The organism is Tunturibacter psychrotolerans, assembly GCF_040359615.1.
GTDB lineage: Bacteria > Acidobacteriota > Terriglobia > Terriglobales > Acidobacteriaceae > Edaphobacter > Edaphobacter psychrotolerans.
Genome location: NZ_CP132942.1, coordinates 1,982,006 through 1,997,710, shown reverse-complemented (window position 1 = coordinate 1,997,710; position 15,705 = coordinate 1,982,006). Strand labels below are relative to the sequence as shown.

Genomic DNA, 15,705 nt, shown 5'->3' with positions numbered 1-15,705 from the left:
TGCCCGACGTAACACTCACCCATCTCTCGAAAATTCCTATAAGCTCGACGAAAGGTATGGCCGTCGCGACCCAACTCGAGATACTGGACCTTCGCCACTTCTCGGCGCGCCAGCTTCGTCCCCTGCTCGAAACCGAGTCGCGCGTATGGGAGCAGCGACTCCGCTGGAACTATCAAAGCTCCACCGAACTCCTCCTGCAATATCTCGACTCCCGCATCCTGCCCGGCTTCGTTGCGCTCGACCGTGGACGCATCTGTGGTTTTACCTTCTGCGTCTACGAAGGTCAGAAGGCCGTCGTCGGTGATGCCTTCGCCATCGGAAACGATACAGCGCAGATGCTTCAGACCACGCAGACGCTGCTCCACCAGCTGCTGCAGCTCCTGCAACACTCCCCCGGCATCCAGCGCATCGAGTCGCAGCTACTTCTCTACGATGCTGGCTCAATCAACGAGGCCTTTCACGCCGCAGGTTTTTCGATGTATCCCCGCCTCTTCATGGAATATAACCTCGACAATACTTCGCCTCAGGCGCGAAACGAACCGAATCTCCCACCTAACATCGATCTGCTACGCTGGTCTGCAGACCACTATCAGGCCGCAGCCGAACTCATCCACGAGTGCTATCTGGGCCACATCGACGCCCGCATCAACGATCAATACTGCTCCCTGCACGGCTCACTTCGGTTCCTGCATAACATCGTCCGATTCCCTGGCTGCGGCGTCTTTGAGCCTGATGCCTCTTGGGTACTCCGCGATCGCAGCAACGGAGCCATGGTCGGAATGTTGTTATGTTCGCGCGTGGCCAGCGATGTCGCCCACGTCACCCAACTATGCATAGCACCAGGCTGGCGCGGACATGGACTTGGCCGAGCCGTGCTCGATTACTGCTCCAACCATCTTGCCCGCGCCGGCTTTGCCGCCATCACGTTGACAGTCACCGAGGCCAATCAGCAGGCTGTCAAGCTATACCAGACTCATGGCTTCTTCATCCGTCATCGCTTCGACGCCATGGTTCTCGACCGGGCCAACCCGACACCCTAAAACTGGTTGCGCAAGCGCATAGACAAGCACACAAGTATCAAACAGCAAATCTCTCAGCAGAGCGAGCCTTCTTCTTAGCTGCCTCTTCCTCTCGATCCTTAGGCGGCGCATTTGTCTCGAGTGCCGCAAGCAGACGCCCCGAAATCAGTGATATCTCATCGACCGCGGACAGAAAAGGAGCTTCGTTCGCCTTCGACGGTTTGGTAAAGCCGCTGATCTTTCTAACAAACTGGAGCGACGCGTCGCGAATCTCTTCGTCCGTAACAGGCGGATCGAAGTTGAACAGGTTTTTGATATTCCTGCACATAGGCTCACCTCAAAGCATGGGCAACAACAAGTCGAATCCTACTCGACGTGATAGTTAGGCGCCTCACGCGTGATGATCACATCATGAACATGGCTCTCGCGCAAACCGGCATTTGAAATCCGAATGAATCGCGCATTGGCCTGCAACTCAGCAATCGATCCGCATCCCAGATAACCCATCCCGGAACGCAATCCGCCCACCAACTGATACACCATGCCCTCAAGCGGCCCACGATGCGGCACCCGTCCCTCAATCCCCTCAGGCACAAACTTCGCCAGCCGATTCGAGCCGCCGTTCTCACGAGCCGTCAGCGACGGACGCTCCGTGCTCGCCGCATCCTCCATGTCGCCCTTGCCCTGGAAGTACCGCTCGCCGGACCCCTGTGCCATCGCCGACAACGAACCCATCCCGCGATAAGCCTTGAACGAACGCCCTTGGTAAAGAATCGTCTCGCCTGGGCTCTCATCCACTCCGGCAAACAGCGATCCCATCATCACCACGCTCGCGCCCGCCGCAATCGCCTTCGTCACATCACCCGAGTACTTGATCCCACCATCCGCAATAATCGGAATCCCACGCTCCTGCCCCGCGCGAAACGCCTCGGAAATAGCCGTAATCTGCGGCATACCCGCTCCCGTCACCATCCGCGTCGTACAGATTGATCCCGGCCCGATCCCAACCTTCACCGCATCGGCTCCCGCATCCATTAGCGCGATCGCGCCTTCGTACGTCGCGATATTTCCCGCGAGCAGATCAATCTGCGGAAACGCCTTCTTCACTGCAGCAACCGCTTCCAGTACCCGCGAAGAGTGTCCATGAGCCGAATCAATCGCGAGCGCATCCACCCTCGCCGCCACCAGCGCCGCAGCCCGCTCCAGAAAATCACCTGTAGCACCAATCGCGCCCGCCACCCTAAGCCGCCCCTGGCTATCCTTCGACGCATTCGGGTACTTCAACTTCTTCTGAATATCCTTGACCGTGATCAGGCCCTTCAACTCATAGTCGTCATTGACCACCAGCAGCTTTTCGACGCGATGCTGGTGCAGAATCTGCTCCGCCTGTTCGAGCGTTGTGCCCACCGGCACCGTAATCAGGTTCGTCTTTGTCATCACCGAATCAATCGTCAGATCGGTCCGCGAAACAAACCGAAGATCGCGATTCGTCAAAATCCCCACCAGTTTTTTATTCTTCGTCACCGGCACACCAGAGATCTTGTACCGCCGCATCACCTCAAGCGCATCTGCAATCGTCTGATCGGGCACCACGGTTACCGGGTCCACAATCATCCCACTCTCCGACCGCTTCACCTTGTCGATCTCACCCGCCTGCTGCTCGATGGTCAAATTTCGGTGCACCACACCCAAACCGCCCTGCTGTGCCATCGCAATCGCTAGCCGCGCCTCGGTCACCGTATCCATCGCCGCCGACATCAACGGAGTACTCAGCGTGATATTGCGTGTCAGCTGCGTCTGCGTACTCACCTGGGTCGGGACAACGTCACTATAAGCAGGCACAAGGAGAACATCATCAAACGTAAGGGCTTCAGGAATCGGGGAGATGATCATAGTTTTTGGGTTCCAGGCGACGAGCCGGGCTTACAAAGAAGCCTGAATTTCGCGGGATTTGATTGATTGTAGAGTCGCATTCGACCCATAGCAAATTTAGATGGCCCAATTTCACTAAAGTTTCGCGGCCACTCAGCCCGCCCGTCTCTGAAACAAGCCAACAAGGCCATTGAATTACCGCAAAAGTAGATGTATCATCGGAGGTGCAGACGATTTTGTTCCGTCGTAAGAATGAGAGCCGTGACCGCACCGGTGATTTGACGGAAGAGATGAGTGGGCTAAAGCCCACTTTTTATTTGCTCTAAAGACGTTTGTGCACACGGGACCATGAACCGGAAATAACGCTTATGGCAGTCCAGCTAGACCAAATTCGAGCAACCGCGGAGCGCGTCGCCGCCTCACACAATCTGGAACTCGTTGATGTGGAGTTTCAGGGCGGCGTCAAGTTTCGCACCTTGCGCGTCTTTGTAGAAAAAAATGCGGTAGAACGGGCCAAACTCGCCGAGCTCGCCGCCAGTGAAGCTGAATCGAATCTCCCGAAAGGTGTTCCGGTAGAACAACTCTCCGGGGTTACCCACGAGGATTGCGCTGTATTTGCACAGGATTTTGGCACGGTACTTGACGTAGAAGATCTGATCCCCGGGGCCGAGTACACCCTGGAGGTCTCCTCACCGGGGCTCGAACGAAAGCTGTTCCGCCCAGAGGACTTTACCCGGTTTCAAGGCAGTCTGGTCAAACTCCAGACCTTCACGCCGGTAAACAAGAACAGGCAGTGGCAAGGCCGTCTGACCAAATTTTCAGGCGGGGTACTTACGATCGACCTTTCTGCCGTCAAACAGAAAGGTAAGGCAAAGAAGGCTGTGACCGAATCGACCGTCGACATCGCATTAGCAAACGTCGAAAAGGCAAACCTGGTCGCGGAGATTTAGAACTGTTCGCACTCAGCAACTCCGAACTGTCACACCAACAAACAAGAAACAAACCCCGGAACCCGGGGCAAGAGCAAGGAAGAGTGAGCGATGGCAAGTGTTCTGTATCAATCGATTGAGACGTTAAGCCGCGATAAGGGAATCGAACCGGCCGTAGTGGTAGGCGCCGTCGAAGACGCCATCGCGCTCGCGACACGCAAGTATTACAAGACCCAGGAGAACATGCGCGCCGAGATGGACCGCGAAACCGGCGAGATCCGTGCCTATGTCTTCAAGACCGTCGTCGAAACCCATGACCAGGTCGAGGATGACGTCAACCAGATGACCCTCGAACAAGCTCGCGAACTCGCGCCCGAGGTCGAAGTCGGCGGCGAACTGCGCTTCTATAAGGACACCACCCCCCTCGGTCGCATTGCCGCGCAGATGGCTAAGCAGGTCATCTTCCAGAAGGTCCGCGAAGCGGAGCGCGATACCGTCTTCAACGAGTACAACCACCGCGCCGGCGAGGTCCTCAACGCCACCGTCAAGCGCCTCGAGCCCATGGACGTCATCTTCGACCTCGGCAAAGCCGAAGCCCGCATGCCCAAGCGCGAGCAGTCTCGCCTCGAGCAGTTCGCCGTCGGTGAGCGAGTTCGCGTCGTCCTGCTTCGCGTCGATCGCGCCGCCAAGGGCCCGCAGGTCATCGTCTCCCGCGCCGCCCCCGGTCTCGTCCAGAACCTCTTCCAGTCCGAGGTCCCGGAGATCTACGATGGTACCGTCAGCATCAAAGCCATCGCCCGCGAGGCTGGCGAACGCACCAAGATCGCCGTCATGAGCCGCGACAAAGATGTCGACCCGGTCGGCGCCTGCGTCGGCATGAAGGGCATGCGCGTCCAGTCCATCATTCGTGAGCTGCGCGGCGAAAAGATCGACATCATCGAGTACTCGGAGGAGATCACCACCTTCGCCGAGAAGGCCCTGCAGCCCGCAAAGGTCAGCCGCGTCTCCATCACCGACCTCGCCGATAAGCAGATTGAGGTCATCGTCGACGACACCCAGCTCTCTCTCGCCATCGGCAAGAAGGGCCAGAACGTCCGTCTCGCCGCCAAGCTCCTCCAGTGGAAGATCGATATCAAGAGCGAAGAGGAGAAGCGTCAGGAAGTCGAGAGCCAGATGCAGGCCATGAGCGGTGGTCCGACGACCCCGATCGAGCAGGTCTCCGATCTTGGCGAAGCCATCCTCGAGAAGCTCATCGCGGCCGGCATCACCACCGTCGAAGCCCTCGCCGACATGACCCCCGAACAGCTAGAAGAGGTCCCCGGCATCGGCGAAAAGACCGTCGAAAAGATCTCCGTCGCCGTTCGCCACTACTTCGGTCAGTACGAAGAAGGCGAAGAGCGCCCAGCTTCAGCCCTCTCTGCAGCCTCTGAAACCGAAGTCTCAGAGCTTTTAGAAGAAGGGTCCATGGAAAAGACCCCCGAAGAGATTCTCGCTGCCGAAGCCGGTGTTGGCACCGCACACGAAGTCAACAACCTATCCACCGAAGACATCGCGAACACCGAAGAAGCAGAATCGGCCAGCGACGCCTTCAGCGACAACGATGCACGCGAAGAACAAATCGAGTTAGATAACGACACCGTAGACAGCCTGGTTGACGAAGCCCAGGAGCACTCCGATGAAGGTATCGACGATGGAAACGATCGTGGTTAGCCAGTACAACCACGCGCCACAGCATTCCCTGGATCGTGAAGTCTCGAAATCCAGTGAGAGCACTTACAATAAAGACTCCTGCAACGATGAGGCTGCTATGAAGAGCTAACCGCGCAGGGCAAGCGAAAAGGGACGGATGAGCAAAGTTCGAATTAACGATCTGGCACGAGAACTGGAAGTAAAGAGCAGGCCTATTCTGGACGCGCTCGAAGCAATCGGCGTGTCTGGAAAGACCCACTCCAGCTCCATTGAAGCCGATCAGGCCGAAAAGGTCCGGGAATACTTCAAAAACGGCGGAAGAAGCGGTGCTAGCCGGCAGCAGCAGGCCGACAACAAGCCCAAGTTCGACCTCTCCAAGGTCTCTAAGCCTGGCGACGCCCTCAAGGCCATCCTCGAGCGGAAACAAGCCGAGGCAACCGCGAAAGCCGCGCCCCCCCCGCGGCCCACTCCCGTCGTCGCCGCGCCCCCGGCCTCTACCTCGGTTGCGTCCGCGCCTGCGCGTGTCGTTGCAGCGCCAACAACGCCACCATCCTCGGCCCCGGTCGCATCGGCAGCACCTGCCCACGCGGCACCGCCAGCGCCCCGCCGCATCGTCCCTCTACCTCGCCAGGGCGCAAACATCGTCGCGCCTGCACCCGCCATCGCGAGCAAGCCACCCGCTGGCGCTGTCATCGCGCGCCCACCAGTGACTTCTCCGGCTGCAGTTACACCAGCCGCTGACAGGCCGGTCGTCGCTGCCGCTCCTGTTGCTGTTGCTCCGCCCGCTGCGAAACCAGTGCCTCCGCCCACCCCGGCCTCCGAAGCCACACCGGCACCGAAGTCTCCAGTCCCGGCAACTCCGGCAGTCGAAGCCGCGCCCTCTGTCGCGATAGAAGAAACCCCAGCGCCCGCCGCAGCAGCTGAGACTGAAGCCGAAGCCATACCTGCAACACCAGCGACTCCTCCCGCCCCCCCCGCTCGTCGCGTCATCATGCCGCAGACCGGTCCGCGTCCCATCTACACCGCACCTCCAGTCGCTCCCGGCACCCCACAGCGCGGCCGTCCCATCTTCGAGCGGCCCCGCCCTCAGTCGCCCGGCGCTCCGGGCTCCCGTCCGATGTCTTCGACGGCTCCCGGCGCACGTCGTCCGATGCATCCCACCCGCACCTTCCCCGGTGGCTCAGGCGGCCCCGGCGGCGCACCTGGCCGTCCCGGATTCACTCCCGGCGCACGTCCAGGCTTCCCTGCTCGTCCCGGATTTGGTGCTCGTCCCGGCGGCGCCCCAGGCGGTGCTCCCGGTGTGATGCCTGGCCCTGGCGAAAAGCCGGGAATGCGTCCCGCAGCACGCCCCGCGTCACGTCGTGGCGGACAGCGCTACGAAAAGACCAAGGAAGGCCCGATGAAGGGCTTCCAGCCGCCACCACGCTTCGGCGGCGCTCAGGTCTCCCGAGAACCGGTACCGATCACCCGCACCATTACGGTCACCGAAGGCATCAGCGTCAAGGATCTCGCCGAGAAGCTCGACGTTCGCGGCAAGGATCTCATCGCAACCCTCCTCATGAAGGGTGTCTTCGTCACCGTCAACCAGTCCCTTGAAGGCGAGTTGGTCAAAGACGTTGCCCGCCAGTTCGGCGCCGACGCCACCATCATCTCTGTCGAAGAGCAGCTCGAAAACGAAGCCATCGAAGGCTTCCTCGAAGACACCACCGGCATGGTCGAGGTCGTTCGCTCGCCCGTTGTCACTGTTATGGGCCACGTCGACCACGGTAAAACCTCGCTCCTCGACGCCATCCGCTCCACCGACGTCGCCGGCGGCGAAGCCGGAGGCATCACCCAGCACATCGGTGCCTACAAGGTCAAAATCACCAAGCCCGACTCTCCCGCCTTTGGTCGCGAGATCGTCTTCCTCGATACCCCTGGTCACGAAGCCTTCACCCGCATGCGTGCCCGCGGAGCCAAGGTCACCGACATCGTCGTCATCGTTGTCGCAGCCGACGACGGCGTCATGCCCCAGACCCTCGAGGCCATCGACCACGCCCGCGCCGCGAACGTTCCGATCATCGTCGCAGTCAACAAGATCGACAAGCCCGAGGCCAACCCCTCGAAGGTCATCCAGCAGCTCACCGCGCGCGGCCTTCAGCCTTCCAACATGGGCGGCGACACCGAGTTCGTCGAAGTCTCCGCGAAGAAGCACATCAACCTCGACAAGCTCGAAGAGATGATCTGCCTCGTAGCCGACGTCAACGAACAAAAGGCACAGCCCGATCGCCCTGCCGTCGGAACCGTCATCGAAGCCAAACTCGATCGCGGCCGCGGTGCCGTCGCCAGTATCCTCGTGCAGAACGGAACCCTCCGCACCGGAGACAGCTACATCGTCGGCAACACCTTCGGCAAAATCCGCGCAATGTTCGACGACCGTGGCCGCCCCATCACCGAAGCCGGTCCCTCGACCCCGGTCGAAATCCTCGGCCTCGAGGGCATGCCCGACGCAGGCGACACCTTCCTCGTCATGGCAGATCGCGACAAGGCCAAGGGCATCGCCCAGTACCGCAAGATGAAGGAGCGCGAGGCGCAACTCGCCAAGAGCTCCCGCGTCTCGCTCGAAGGCCTCGCCGAGCAGATCAAGCAGGCCGGCATGAAGGATCTCAACCTGATCCTCAAGGGCGACGTGCAAGGCTCCGTCGAGGTCCTCGCCGACTCGCTCCAGCGCATGTCCACCGAGAAGGTTCGCGTTCGCGTCCTTCACTCCGGCGTCGGCGCTATCACCGAGTCGGATGTGCTTCTCGCCTCCGCGTCGAACGCCGTCGTCATCGGCTTCAACGTCCGGCCTGATCGCAAAGCCGGTGAAGTTGCCGAGCGCGAAAACGTCGAGATTCGTCTGCACTCGATCATCTACGAGCTGCAGGACGAGATCACCAAGGCGATGTACGGCCTCCTCGAACCAGTCTTCAAGGAGAACTACGCCGGCCGCGCCGAAGTGCTCAACGTCTTCAAGATCACCAAGGTCGGCCAGATCGCCGGTTGCCGTGTCACAGACGGTCTCATCAAGCGCGATCAGCAGGTACGTCTCCTCCGCGAAGGTGCCGAAGTATGGAAGGGCAAGATCGCCTCCCTCAAGCGCTTCAAGGACGACGTTTCCGAAGTCCGTCAGGGCGTCGAGTGCGGTATCGATCTCGCCGGCCACAAGGACATCCGTGTCGGCGACGTCATCGAATCCTTCACCACAGAAACCCTCGCCGCCGAGCTTGGCCAAAACTCTGCCGCAGCTCGAAAAGCAGAGAAGGCCGAGAAGGAACGCGAAGCAGCCACCGCGGCCGCAGCCCACGCGGAAAACTCAGTCAACGCATAATCAAATCCATTAGCGAAAACAGAAAGGCCGGGAGCAATCCCGGCCTTTCTTTCTGTTGTATCGGTCCGGTCATTGGCGTGCTAAGTTCTTTACGAAGTTGGTTCCGGCTCGCTACGAAGGAGCATACGCACAGTGGTCAGTTTAAAAGTTACAAATCTCTGGCAGGCTGTGCGCAAGGTAGTTTATGCGCGAGTGACCCTCGTCCCGGTAGCGTGCCTGATTGTCCTCTGCGCCGATCTCGGGTCAGCGTGTCCGGCATCAACAGGCCAGGAACGTTACGATCTGGGCGGCCCGTGTAAAGACCAACCAAGTTGGCGGATGAAGGATATCCAGGACGCCGAGCGGGCCCGCGAATGGGACCGAGCTGTCCTGCTGGAAGAAGAGACAGTCAGGGGCGGGTGCAACGTCCCTTATAGGTGGGACCGTTTAGTCAACGCACTCCTTAGCGCTCATCGATCCGCAGAAGCATTGAGCGTTCTACAAGAGATGGACGCGCGCGGTTTCGACCTCAATCTCGCAGTTTTGGGCGACGAATTCCCCGAAATAGTGAAGTTCATGGAGAGCAAAGAATTCGATGCGTCTCCCTTGGGATTGAAAATTAAGCCACTCGAGAACATATCGGACGAGAGGCGCATCAAGTTTCAGGAAGCGCTGAGTCGGATGCCTGCCAGTGAAAAGCCGCCGGACAATTACATTGCAAAGGGCGCTTGTCCTGGCGAGTACTGCCGGTATGGCAACTGGACCGTGACGGAGGACACGGACTTGGTTTCTAGCCCAGGCAGCAGCCGCGTGGTCGGTAGAGCAAGGAAAGGAAGCTGTGTATTTGGGCTCACGGGCGAGGTGCACCTGAAGCCCGAGCCCGTTGTCGTGCTGACTGCACCCGAGGCCGATGGCGTGTTGACTGCAGATGAACTGCCAAAGAACAGCATCGCGTTCATCCTCGATTACACAAGCGAGGGATACTCACACGTGTACACGCGCGGGAAGGTAGTCGACGTCCTAACACACTTGAGTTATGCAAAGTATTGTTACCATCTTTCGAAGGACTGCTGGGGAGAGACGCTTTTCCCGTCGCAGGAAAAAAAGGAACAGATCTGGTGGGTGAAGGTTCGACTTCCTAACGGAATCGTGGGATGGACTGACAAGACGAACCATTTCGGTGGCACAGACTCTTGCGCGTAGGCAACCTGCGTCGAGCGTTTCAGAACCGCGAGCAAGAGTCACCTGATTTCTACCTCATACAGGATCAGCCTGTCGGCGAGTATGCGAAGCCTACTTCCCTGCCAGATCCTTGACACGCCTGATATCCTAAATTCAGCAGAAGAGGCCCGGCCAACAGCCGGGTCTTTGCATTTTAAGCTGTGAAGACTTGACCAGTAAGTCCGGACTCATGTCTTCTGGTTTGAAGACTTTGCGCACTTTTCACCCTTGAGGGGGAGGCACATGCCGATCACCATCACCGAGACCACGAGCGGTACCAAATTCGACCTCGCCGCCATCCAGCACGCCCTCCGCGAAAATAAAATCGACGGCTGGCTCTTCTACGATCACCACCACCGCGACCCTCTCGCCTACAGCATCCTCGGTCTCGACCCGAACGCACACGTCACCCGTCGCTGGTTTTACTTCATTCCCGCTCATGGCGAACCAAAGAAACTTGTTCACCGGATCGAAGCTAGTCGTCTTGACACCCTGCCCGGCGCGAAGTCCGTCTACTCGTCCTGGCAGGAGCTTGAATCGCAGCTCGAAGGACTTCTCAACGGTCAGAAGAGAATTGCGATGCAGTACTCTCCGCGCAACGCCATCATGTACGTTTCGATGGTGGACGCCGGCACCATCGAACTCCTGCGCAGTCTCGGAAAAGAGATCGTCACCTCCGCGGATCTGGTCAGCCATTTCGAAGCTGTTCTTACCGATGACCAGCTCGCCACACACTACGTCGCTCAGCGACACATTGACGAGATCCTCGCTGCAGGATGGAGCGAGATAGGCACGCGCGCCCGCTCCGGCGGCACCGACGAACACGCCATGGTCGAATATCTGCAGGAGGCCATGTCTCGCGCTGGCCTCATCTGGGAGCACGGCCCCAACGTAAGCGCCGGTGCTAACTCTGCCGACTCGCACTACGAGCCCACCCTCGCCAACTCCCGTCCAATCAGAAAAGGCGACTTCGTTCTCATCGATATCTGGGCCAAGCTCGCAAACAATCCCGCCGCCGTCTGGTACGACATCACCTGGACCGGTGTCGTGGGCCGCGAGCCTACCGAGCGCGAGCACCTCATCTTCAACACCGTCCGCGATGCACGAGATGCCTCCATCAAAGCCGTGCAGAACGCCTTCGCCGCCAACAAGCCGATCGCAGGCTGGGAGGCCGACGACGCCTCACGCAACGTCATCCGCGCAGCTGGCTTCGCTGAGTGGTTCACGCACCGCACCGGGCACAACATCGGCACTGTTCTCCATGGCAACGGCGCACACCTCGACAACCTCGAGACCCACGACGAGCGTCTGCTCCTGCCTGACACCTGCTTCTCCGTCGAACCCGGCCTCTACTTCCCCGGAGAGTTCGGCGTTCGCAGCGAGATCGACATGATCGCCCGCAAAGGAAAAGCCGAGGTCACAGGCCGCATCCAGACTGAGTTGGTTCGCGTCTGACCTCTGCCGGCCCGTAGTCGTTTCCGATAACCCCGTTTTCAAGGAACTACAGGAACCATTGGTCGATGGCGCGACCATCGCCGCCGACCTCGGACGATTCGTCCTATATTAATGCGGTAGAGCTGATGGTTGACGGCGGAATGACCGGCGCTCCCTTCGGAGCCCCCATTCTTCGCGGCCGACGCCGAAGTGCGTTTTGGGGAATCGCTGCGGAAACGTATAACCAAACGCGCTTTCCGCACCCTCTTAGGTCGGAAGCGGTTTCCACAAAACCGAAATGGAGGCACTCATATGTTTGATATGAAGAATCTCACTCGGCTCAAGAAACTCGATGAGAATGCACACGACACAACGAAAGCCTTCTGGGCTTTTAATGGAGAGTTGTTCAAAGCCGGTGCCATCGATGTCCTGCACAAGCAGTTGATAACAGTGGCGCTCGCGCTGACAACGCAGTGTCCTTAGCAAGGCCGGAGCAAATGACACGATGCTGACGGAAGCGGCTATGGTCGCCGCGGCAATGCTGGCAAACGCGTCAGTTACCCACGCATCTCACTTGTTCAAAGAATAGGTCTCGTCGCAAACGGAGATTTGCCGACATCTAAGAAGATGATCCGTCGCCTCATTCCTTCGTGGAGAGAACCGCGACGGCGATCCCCCACGGAACACAGGAGGTAGCCATGAGCACCAATGATGCCTGTAGTAACGACGCAGCAAAAAACGCAGGCGTCGCGAGAATTGACATGAAGCTCGAGGTCGTCGTCATCCCCGTTTCGGATGTCGACCGAGCGAAGGAATTTTACGAGAGGATCGGATGGGAGCTCAACATTGACCGCTCCGCCGGCGAAGATTTCCGCCTGGTCCAGTTCACGCCGCCGGGCTCCTGCTGCTCGGTCCATTTCGGCAAGGGCCTCACGTCGGCCGCTCCCGGTTCGGGCAAGGCATTCCTGATCGTTGCCGACATCGAGGCCGCCCGGGACCAGCTGGTCGCCGCCGGCGTCGAGGTCGGCGAGTTCTTCCACGACGGCCCAGAAGGCCGCGGCAGCGGCCTGCATCCCGAGCGTCTTTCCTACCGCTCTCGCGCCCTATTCAGTGATCCCGACGGCAACGGCTGGCACATGCAGGAGGTCTCGATCCGGGACCCCAGGCGCGGCTAACCTGGCGCGACTTCCTTCCGCTCACAAAGCGACCTAGCGAGCACGCTTTGGCGTGCAGAGGCCGATTCACGGCAACCACGAGAAACGCACAGGGCAGCGCGGCCACTTGTGTGTAAAAACCGGCTTCTCGGACAATGCCCGAAAGTCAGGTCTTCGGCAAATTCGTGTCTACGGTTCTCAAAACTAGTCTTCTCGATATTGGCTCCAGCTTCCATCCAGCGTTGCGGCGTCCTGTTATCATCGAAGTAGCAATGGCCACCAACATTTCAGCATCAACGAGCGCGCAAACTTCCTCTATGCCAACCATGGCGCTCATCGCAGGCTGGCTCATCCCCGGCGCTGGCCACCTCCTGCAGCGCAAATGGATTCGGGGTGGCCTTCTGATGGTCTCGATCGTCGCAATGTTCACCATCGGCCTCGCGCTCAAAGGCAAGATCTACTCGCCCAATACCGGCGATCTGCTCGATATCCTTAACTTCGCCGGCGACCTCGGCAACGGCTTGCTCTATATCCTCGCCCGCATGCTCGATCTCGGCCAGGTCACGGTACAGGTTGCCACCGCCGATTACGGAACGAAGTTCATGGTCGTTGCCGGCCTCCTCAATATCATCTCCGCCGTCGATGCGCACTCGCTGGCCACCGGGAGGAAGCGCTCGTGACCATCTCTCACTTCGGAGCAGTCCTGCTCTTCTCTCTCTTCACTTCGATCGTCTTCGGCATCACCCAGCGCTCTGAACCTCGCATGATGATCCGTTTCGGAGCCTTCTGCTTCGTCCTCTTCGTCGGCGGCACCATTGCGGCCAGCTGGATCATGTGGTTGATCAAGCACTGATCGTTTCTCATCGCTGATAACGTTGCAAACAACACCCCTTTGCCATAGGCTGGTGGTGGCACACTTTAGTTCTTCGCACACCATCATGGTGTCGTCCACGAAGAAATGCGGGAGTGGCGAAATGGCAGACGCACTTGGTTTAGGTCCAAGCGGAGAAATCCGTGGGGGTTCGAGTCCCTTCTCCCGCACCAGATTCCAGTAATCGACAGCAATCCAAACCCCGAAAGAGATTCGATGAGCCAGCAGAACCCCAATCAGCCGCAAGACAAGCAGCCCCAGCTCAAGCTCACCCACGCCGAAAACTATCGCGACGGCTACGCCAACAGCGTTCAAGTCCGCATGAGCGTCTGGGACTTCTTCCTCGTCTTCGGCACCATGACGCAGGACACCCCCGACGAGTTGAACGTCAAAAACTTTCAGGGCGTCTATCTCAGCCCCCAACAGGCAAAGGCTCTCTGGAACGTGCTCGGCCACAATCTGGCACAGTACGAGCAGACCTTCGGCTCGATCACGCTCGAGCAGCTCCCCCAGACCGAAGGCCCCATCAACTAAAGCGTGCGACTCCAGCGCAGCATCGACGAAGACCGCCAGCAGCCGTTTGAGAATATACCTCTCTGGATGCTCTATCCGCTCCTCTTCGTTGCGGTCTATCTCTCTCACTTCCGCCTCCTTCGCCTGCCCTACTTCTGGGACGAAGGAGGCTATTACATTCCCGCTGCGTGGGATTTTTTCCGCACCGGCACGCTCATCCCGCAGAGTACCGTAACCAATGCCCACCCACCACTGCCTTCGATCCTTCTGGCGGGCTGGTGGCATCTCTCGGGATACGTCGTCAGCGGAACCCGCACCTTGGTCTGCATGGTCACCGCGGCGGCTCTGCTGGGTGTCTACAAAATTGCGAGAGATCTCGCCAACTCAGCCGTAGCCGCAGTCACGGTCGTGCTCACTGCCCTCTACCCAATCTGGTTTGCGCAGAGCACGCTCGCTCACGCCGATATCTTCGCCGCAGCCTTCACGCTCTGGGGGCTTGGTTTTTACTTCGACGGCGCAGATGCCGCTGGCTCTCGCTCGAAGGCCACACTAAATCCTCTCTTCGCAACGCTTATGTTTTCTCTAGCGGCACTCTCGAAAGAAACAGCGATTGTCACTCCCGTAGCTCTCGCGCTATGGGAAGCCGTGCTCTTTATAAAAAATCGAAGCGAGCCTCTGTCCCGCAAACTCCAGTCAAGCTGGATCCTGGCTCTTCTCTCACCCATCGTGCCGCTCGCCGCGTGGTATGCGTATCACTATCACCGCACCGGCTTCGTGTTCGGCAATCCTGAGTTCCTTCGCTACAACGCAACCGCAAATCTGGACGCCTATCGCATCATTCTCTGCCTCTGGCATCGCCTCCTGCATCTCTTCGCGCACATGAACATGTTCGTTCCCGTCGTGTGCATGCTGGCCGCAGCTTTTATCCCCGTCGCTGACACGAACAAGCGCCTCCCCATTCCTCGCAAAGCGCTCTATGCGATCGGCGTCATCCTTCTCTCGAACTGGATCGCGTTCTCCATCCTCGGCGGCGCACTTCTCACGCGTTATCTGCTGCCGATGTATCCTCTCATCCTCCTCGTCTGCGTCAACACCTGGCGTCGCCGCATTCCTCAGCGCTGGCTCGTCATCGCCATGCTCAGTGCCGCAGCCTTCCTCTCTGCCATCTGGATCAACCCTCCCTACGCCTTTGCTCCTGAGGACAACCTCACCTACCGCGATTTTGTCGTCCTGCACCAACAGGCAGTTCGTTTCATCGACCTTCACTACCCCAATGCCACAGTCCTCACCGCGTGGCCCGCAGTCTCGGAGCTGAACCGTACCGAACTCGGCTACACGAATCACCCCGTCAAAACCACACCGATCCAGAACTTTTCGCTCGAGCAGATCCAGAGAGCCGCAGCCGACCCAGGAAGCTACGACGTCGCCCTCATCTTCTCCACTAAGTGGGCGCCTTTGGCAAACCAGATTAACCTCGGCCGTCCGAACGAATCCGCAGATACGAAGTACTTCGACTTCCATCGCGACCTCTCGCCCTCAGAAGTCGCAACTCTGCTCCACGGCCAAGTCGTTTGGCAGGCACGCCGCAAAGGCGAGTGGGCCGCCGTTCTCCACTTCCCCCGTATCGTCGAAGCCACACTCTTTCCGCCGCAAAAGCCCTGACCCTCTATACTCA

General features: G+C 59.1%; 14 protein-coding genes and 1 tRNA gene. 13 read left to right on the top strand and 2 right to left on the bottom strand.

What is annotated here, in order from left to right; genetic code table 11:
* Positions 1-56: 56 nt before the first annotated feature.
* On the top strand, positions 57-1,040 hold the full coding sequence (locus tag RBB77_RS08270; protein WP_353066360.1) for a GNAT family N-acetyltransferase: 984 nt from the start codon (positions 57-59) through the stop codon (positions 1,038-1,040).
* 37 nt (positions 1,041-1,077) lie between these two features.
* Here RBB77_RS08270 and RBB77_RS08265 read toward each other — a convergent pair whose 3' ends face one another.
* Together RBB77_RS08265 and guaB are read right to left on the bottom strand one after the other, a co-directional pair.
* On the bottom strand, positions 1,078-1,347 hold the full coding sequence (locus RBB77_RS08265) for a DUF2277 domain-containing protein (protein WP_353066359.1): 270 nt from the start codon (positions 1,345-1,347) through the stop codon (positions 1,078-1,080).
* Positions 1,348-1,385: 38 nt separating this feature from the next.
* Positions 1,386-2,912, bottom strand: a complete 1,527-nt coding sequence (guaB, locus tag RBB77_RS08260) for an IMP dehydrogenase (protein WP_353066357.1) — start codon at positions 2,910-2,912, stop codon at positions 1,386-1,388.
* A 347-nt stretch (positions 2,913-3,259) separates the two neighbouring features.
* On the opposite strand from guaB, the gene rimP reads away from it, so the two are divergent.
* The 12 genes from rimP (at position 3,260) to RBB77_RS08200 (ending at position 15,692) form a co-directional block, all read left to right on the top strand.
* Positions 3,260-3,841 (top strand): ribosome maturation factor RimP, encoded by a 582-nt coding sequence (gene rimP, locus RBB77_RS08255; protein WP_353066355.1) that lies wholly within the window; start codon positions 3,260-3,262, stop codon positions 3,839-3,841.
* A 90-nt stretch (positions 3,842-3,931) separates the two neighbouring features.
* On the top strand, positions 3,932-5,530 hold the full coding sequence (gene nusA / locus RBB77_RS08250) for a transcription termination factor NusA (RefSeq protein WP_353066353.1): 1,599 nt from the start codon (positions 3,932-3,934) through the stop codon (positions 5,528-5,530).
* A gap of 136 nt (positions 5,531-5,666) precedes the next feature.
* Positions 5,667-8,858: a translation initiation factor IF-2 gene (infB, locus tag RBB77_RS08245; protein ID WP_353066351.1), complete on the top strand. Its 3,192-nt coding sequence runs from the start codon at positions 5,667-5,669 to the stop codon at positions 8,856-8,858.
* A 318-nt stretch (positions 8,859-9,176) separates the two neighbouring features.
* Complete coding sequence (locus tag RBB77_RS08240; protein ID WP_353066349.1) at positions 9,177-10,040, top strand: hypothetical protein; 864 nt, start codon at positions 9,177-9,179, stop codon at positions 10,038-10,040.
* A gap of 261 nt (positions 10,041-10,301) precedes the next feature.
* Positions 10,302-11,513: a M24 family metallopeptidase gene (locus RBB77_RS08235; protein WP_353066347.1), complete on the top strand. Its 1,212-nt coding sequence runs from the start codon at positions 10,302-10,304 to the stop codon at positions 11,511-11,513.
* Between the two features lie 291 nt (positions 11,514-11,804).
* Positions 11,805-11,975 (top strand): carboxymuconolactone decarboxylase family protein, encoded by a 171-nt coding sequence (locus RBB77_RS08230; RefSeq protein ID WP_353066345.1) that lies wholly within the window; start codon positions 11,805-11,807, stop codon positions 11,973-11,975.
* Positions 11,976-12,190: 215 nt separating this feature from the next.
* Complete coding sequence (locus RBB77_RS08225) at positions 12,191-12,667, top strand: VOC family protein (protein ID WP_353066343.1); 477 nt, start codon at positions 12,191-12,193, stop codon at positions 12,665-12,667.
* A 134-nt stretch (positions 12,668-12,801) separates the two neighbouring features.
* Positions 12,802-13,326, top strand: coding sequence for a DUF6677 family protein (locus RBB77_RS08220; protein WP_353066341.1), 525 nt, complete (start codon positions 12,802-12,804; stop codon positions 13,324-13,326).
* Positions 13,323-13,499 (top strand): hypothetical protein, encoded by a 177-nt coding sequence (locus RBB77_RS08215; RefSeq protein ID WP_353066339.1) that lies wholly within the window; start codon positions 13,323-13,325, stop codon positions 13,497-13,499. The genes RBB77_RS08220 and RBB77_RS08215 overlap by 4 nt, the downstream gene beginning before the upstream one ends.
* A gap of 107 nt (positions 13,500-13,606) precedes the next feature.
* A tRNA-Leu gene (locus RBB77_RS08210) sits at positions 13,607-13,690 on the top strand.
* Between the two features lie 43 nt (positions 13,691-13,733).
* Positions 13,734-14,051, top strand: coding sequence for a DUF3467 domain-containing protein (locus RBB77_RS08205; RefSeq protein ID WP_353066337.1), 318 nt, complete (start codon positions 13,734-13,736; stop codon positions 14,049-14,051).
* 3 nt (positions 14,052-14,054) lie between these two features.
* On the top strand, positions 14,055-15,692 hold the full coding sequence (locus RBB77_RS08200; protein WP_353066335.1) for an ArnT family glycosyltransferase: 1,638 nt from the start codon (positions 14,055-14,057) through the stop codon (positions 15,690-15,692).
* Positions 15,693-15,705 lie beyond the last annotated feature (13 nt).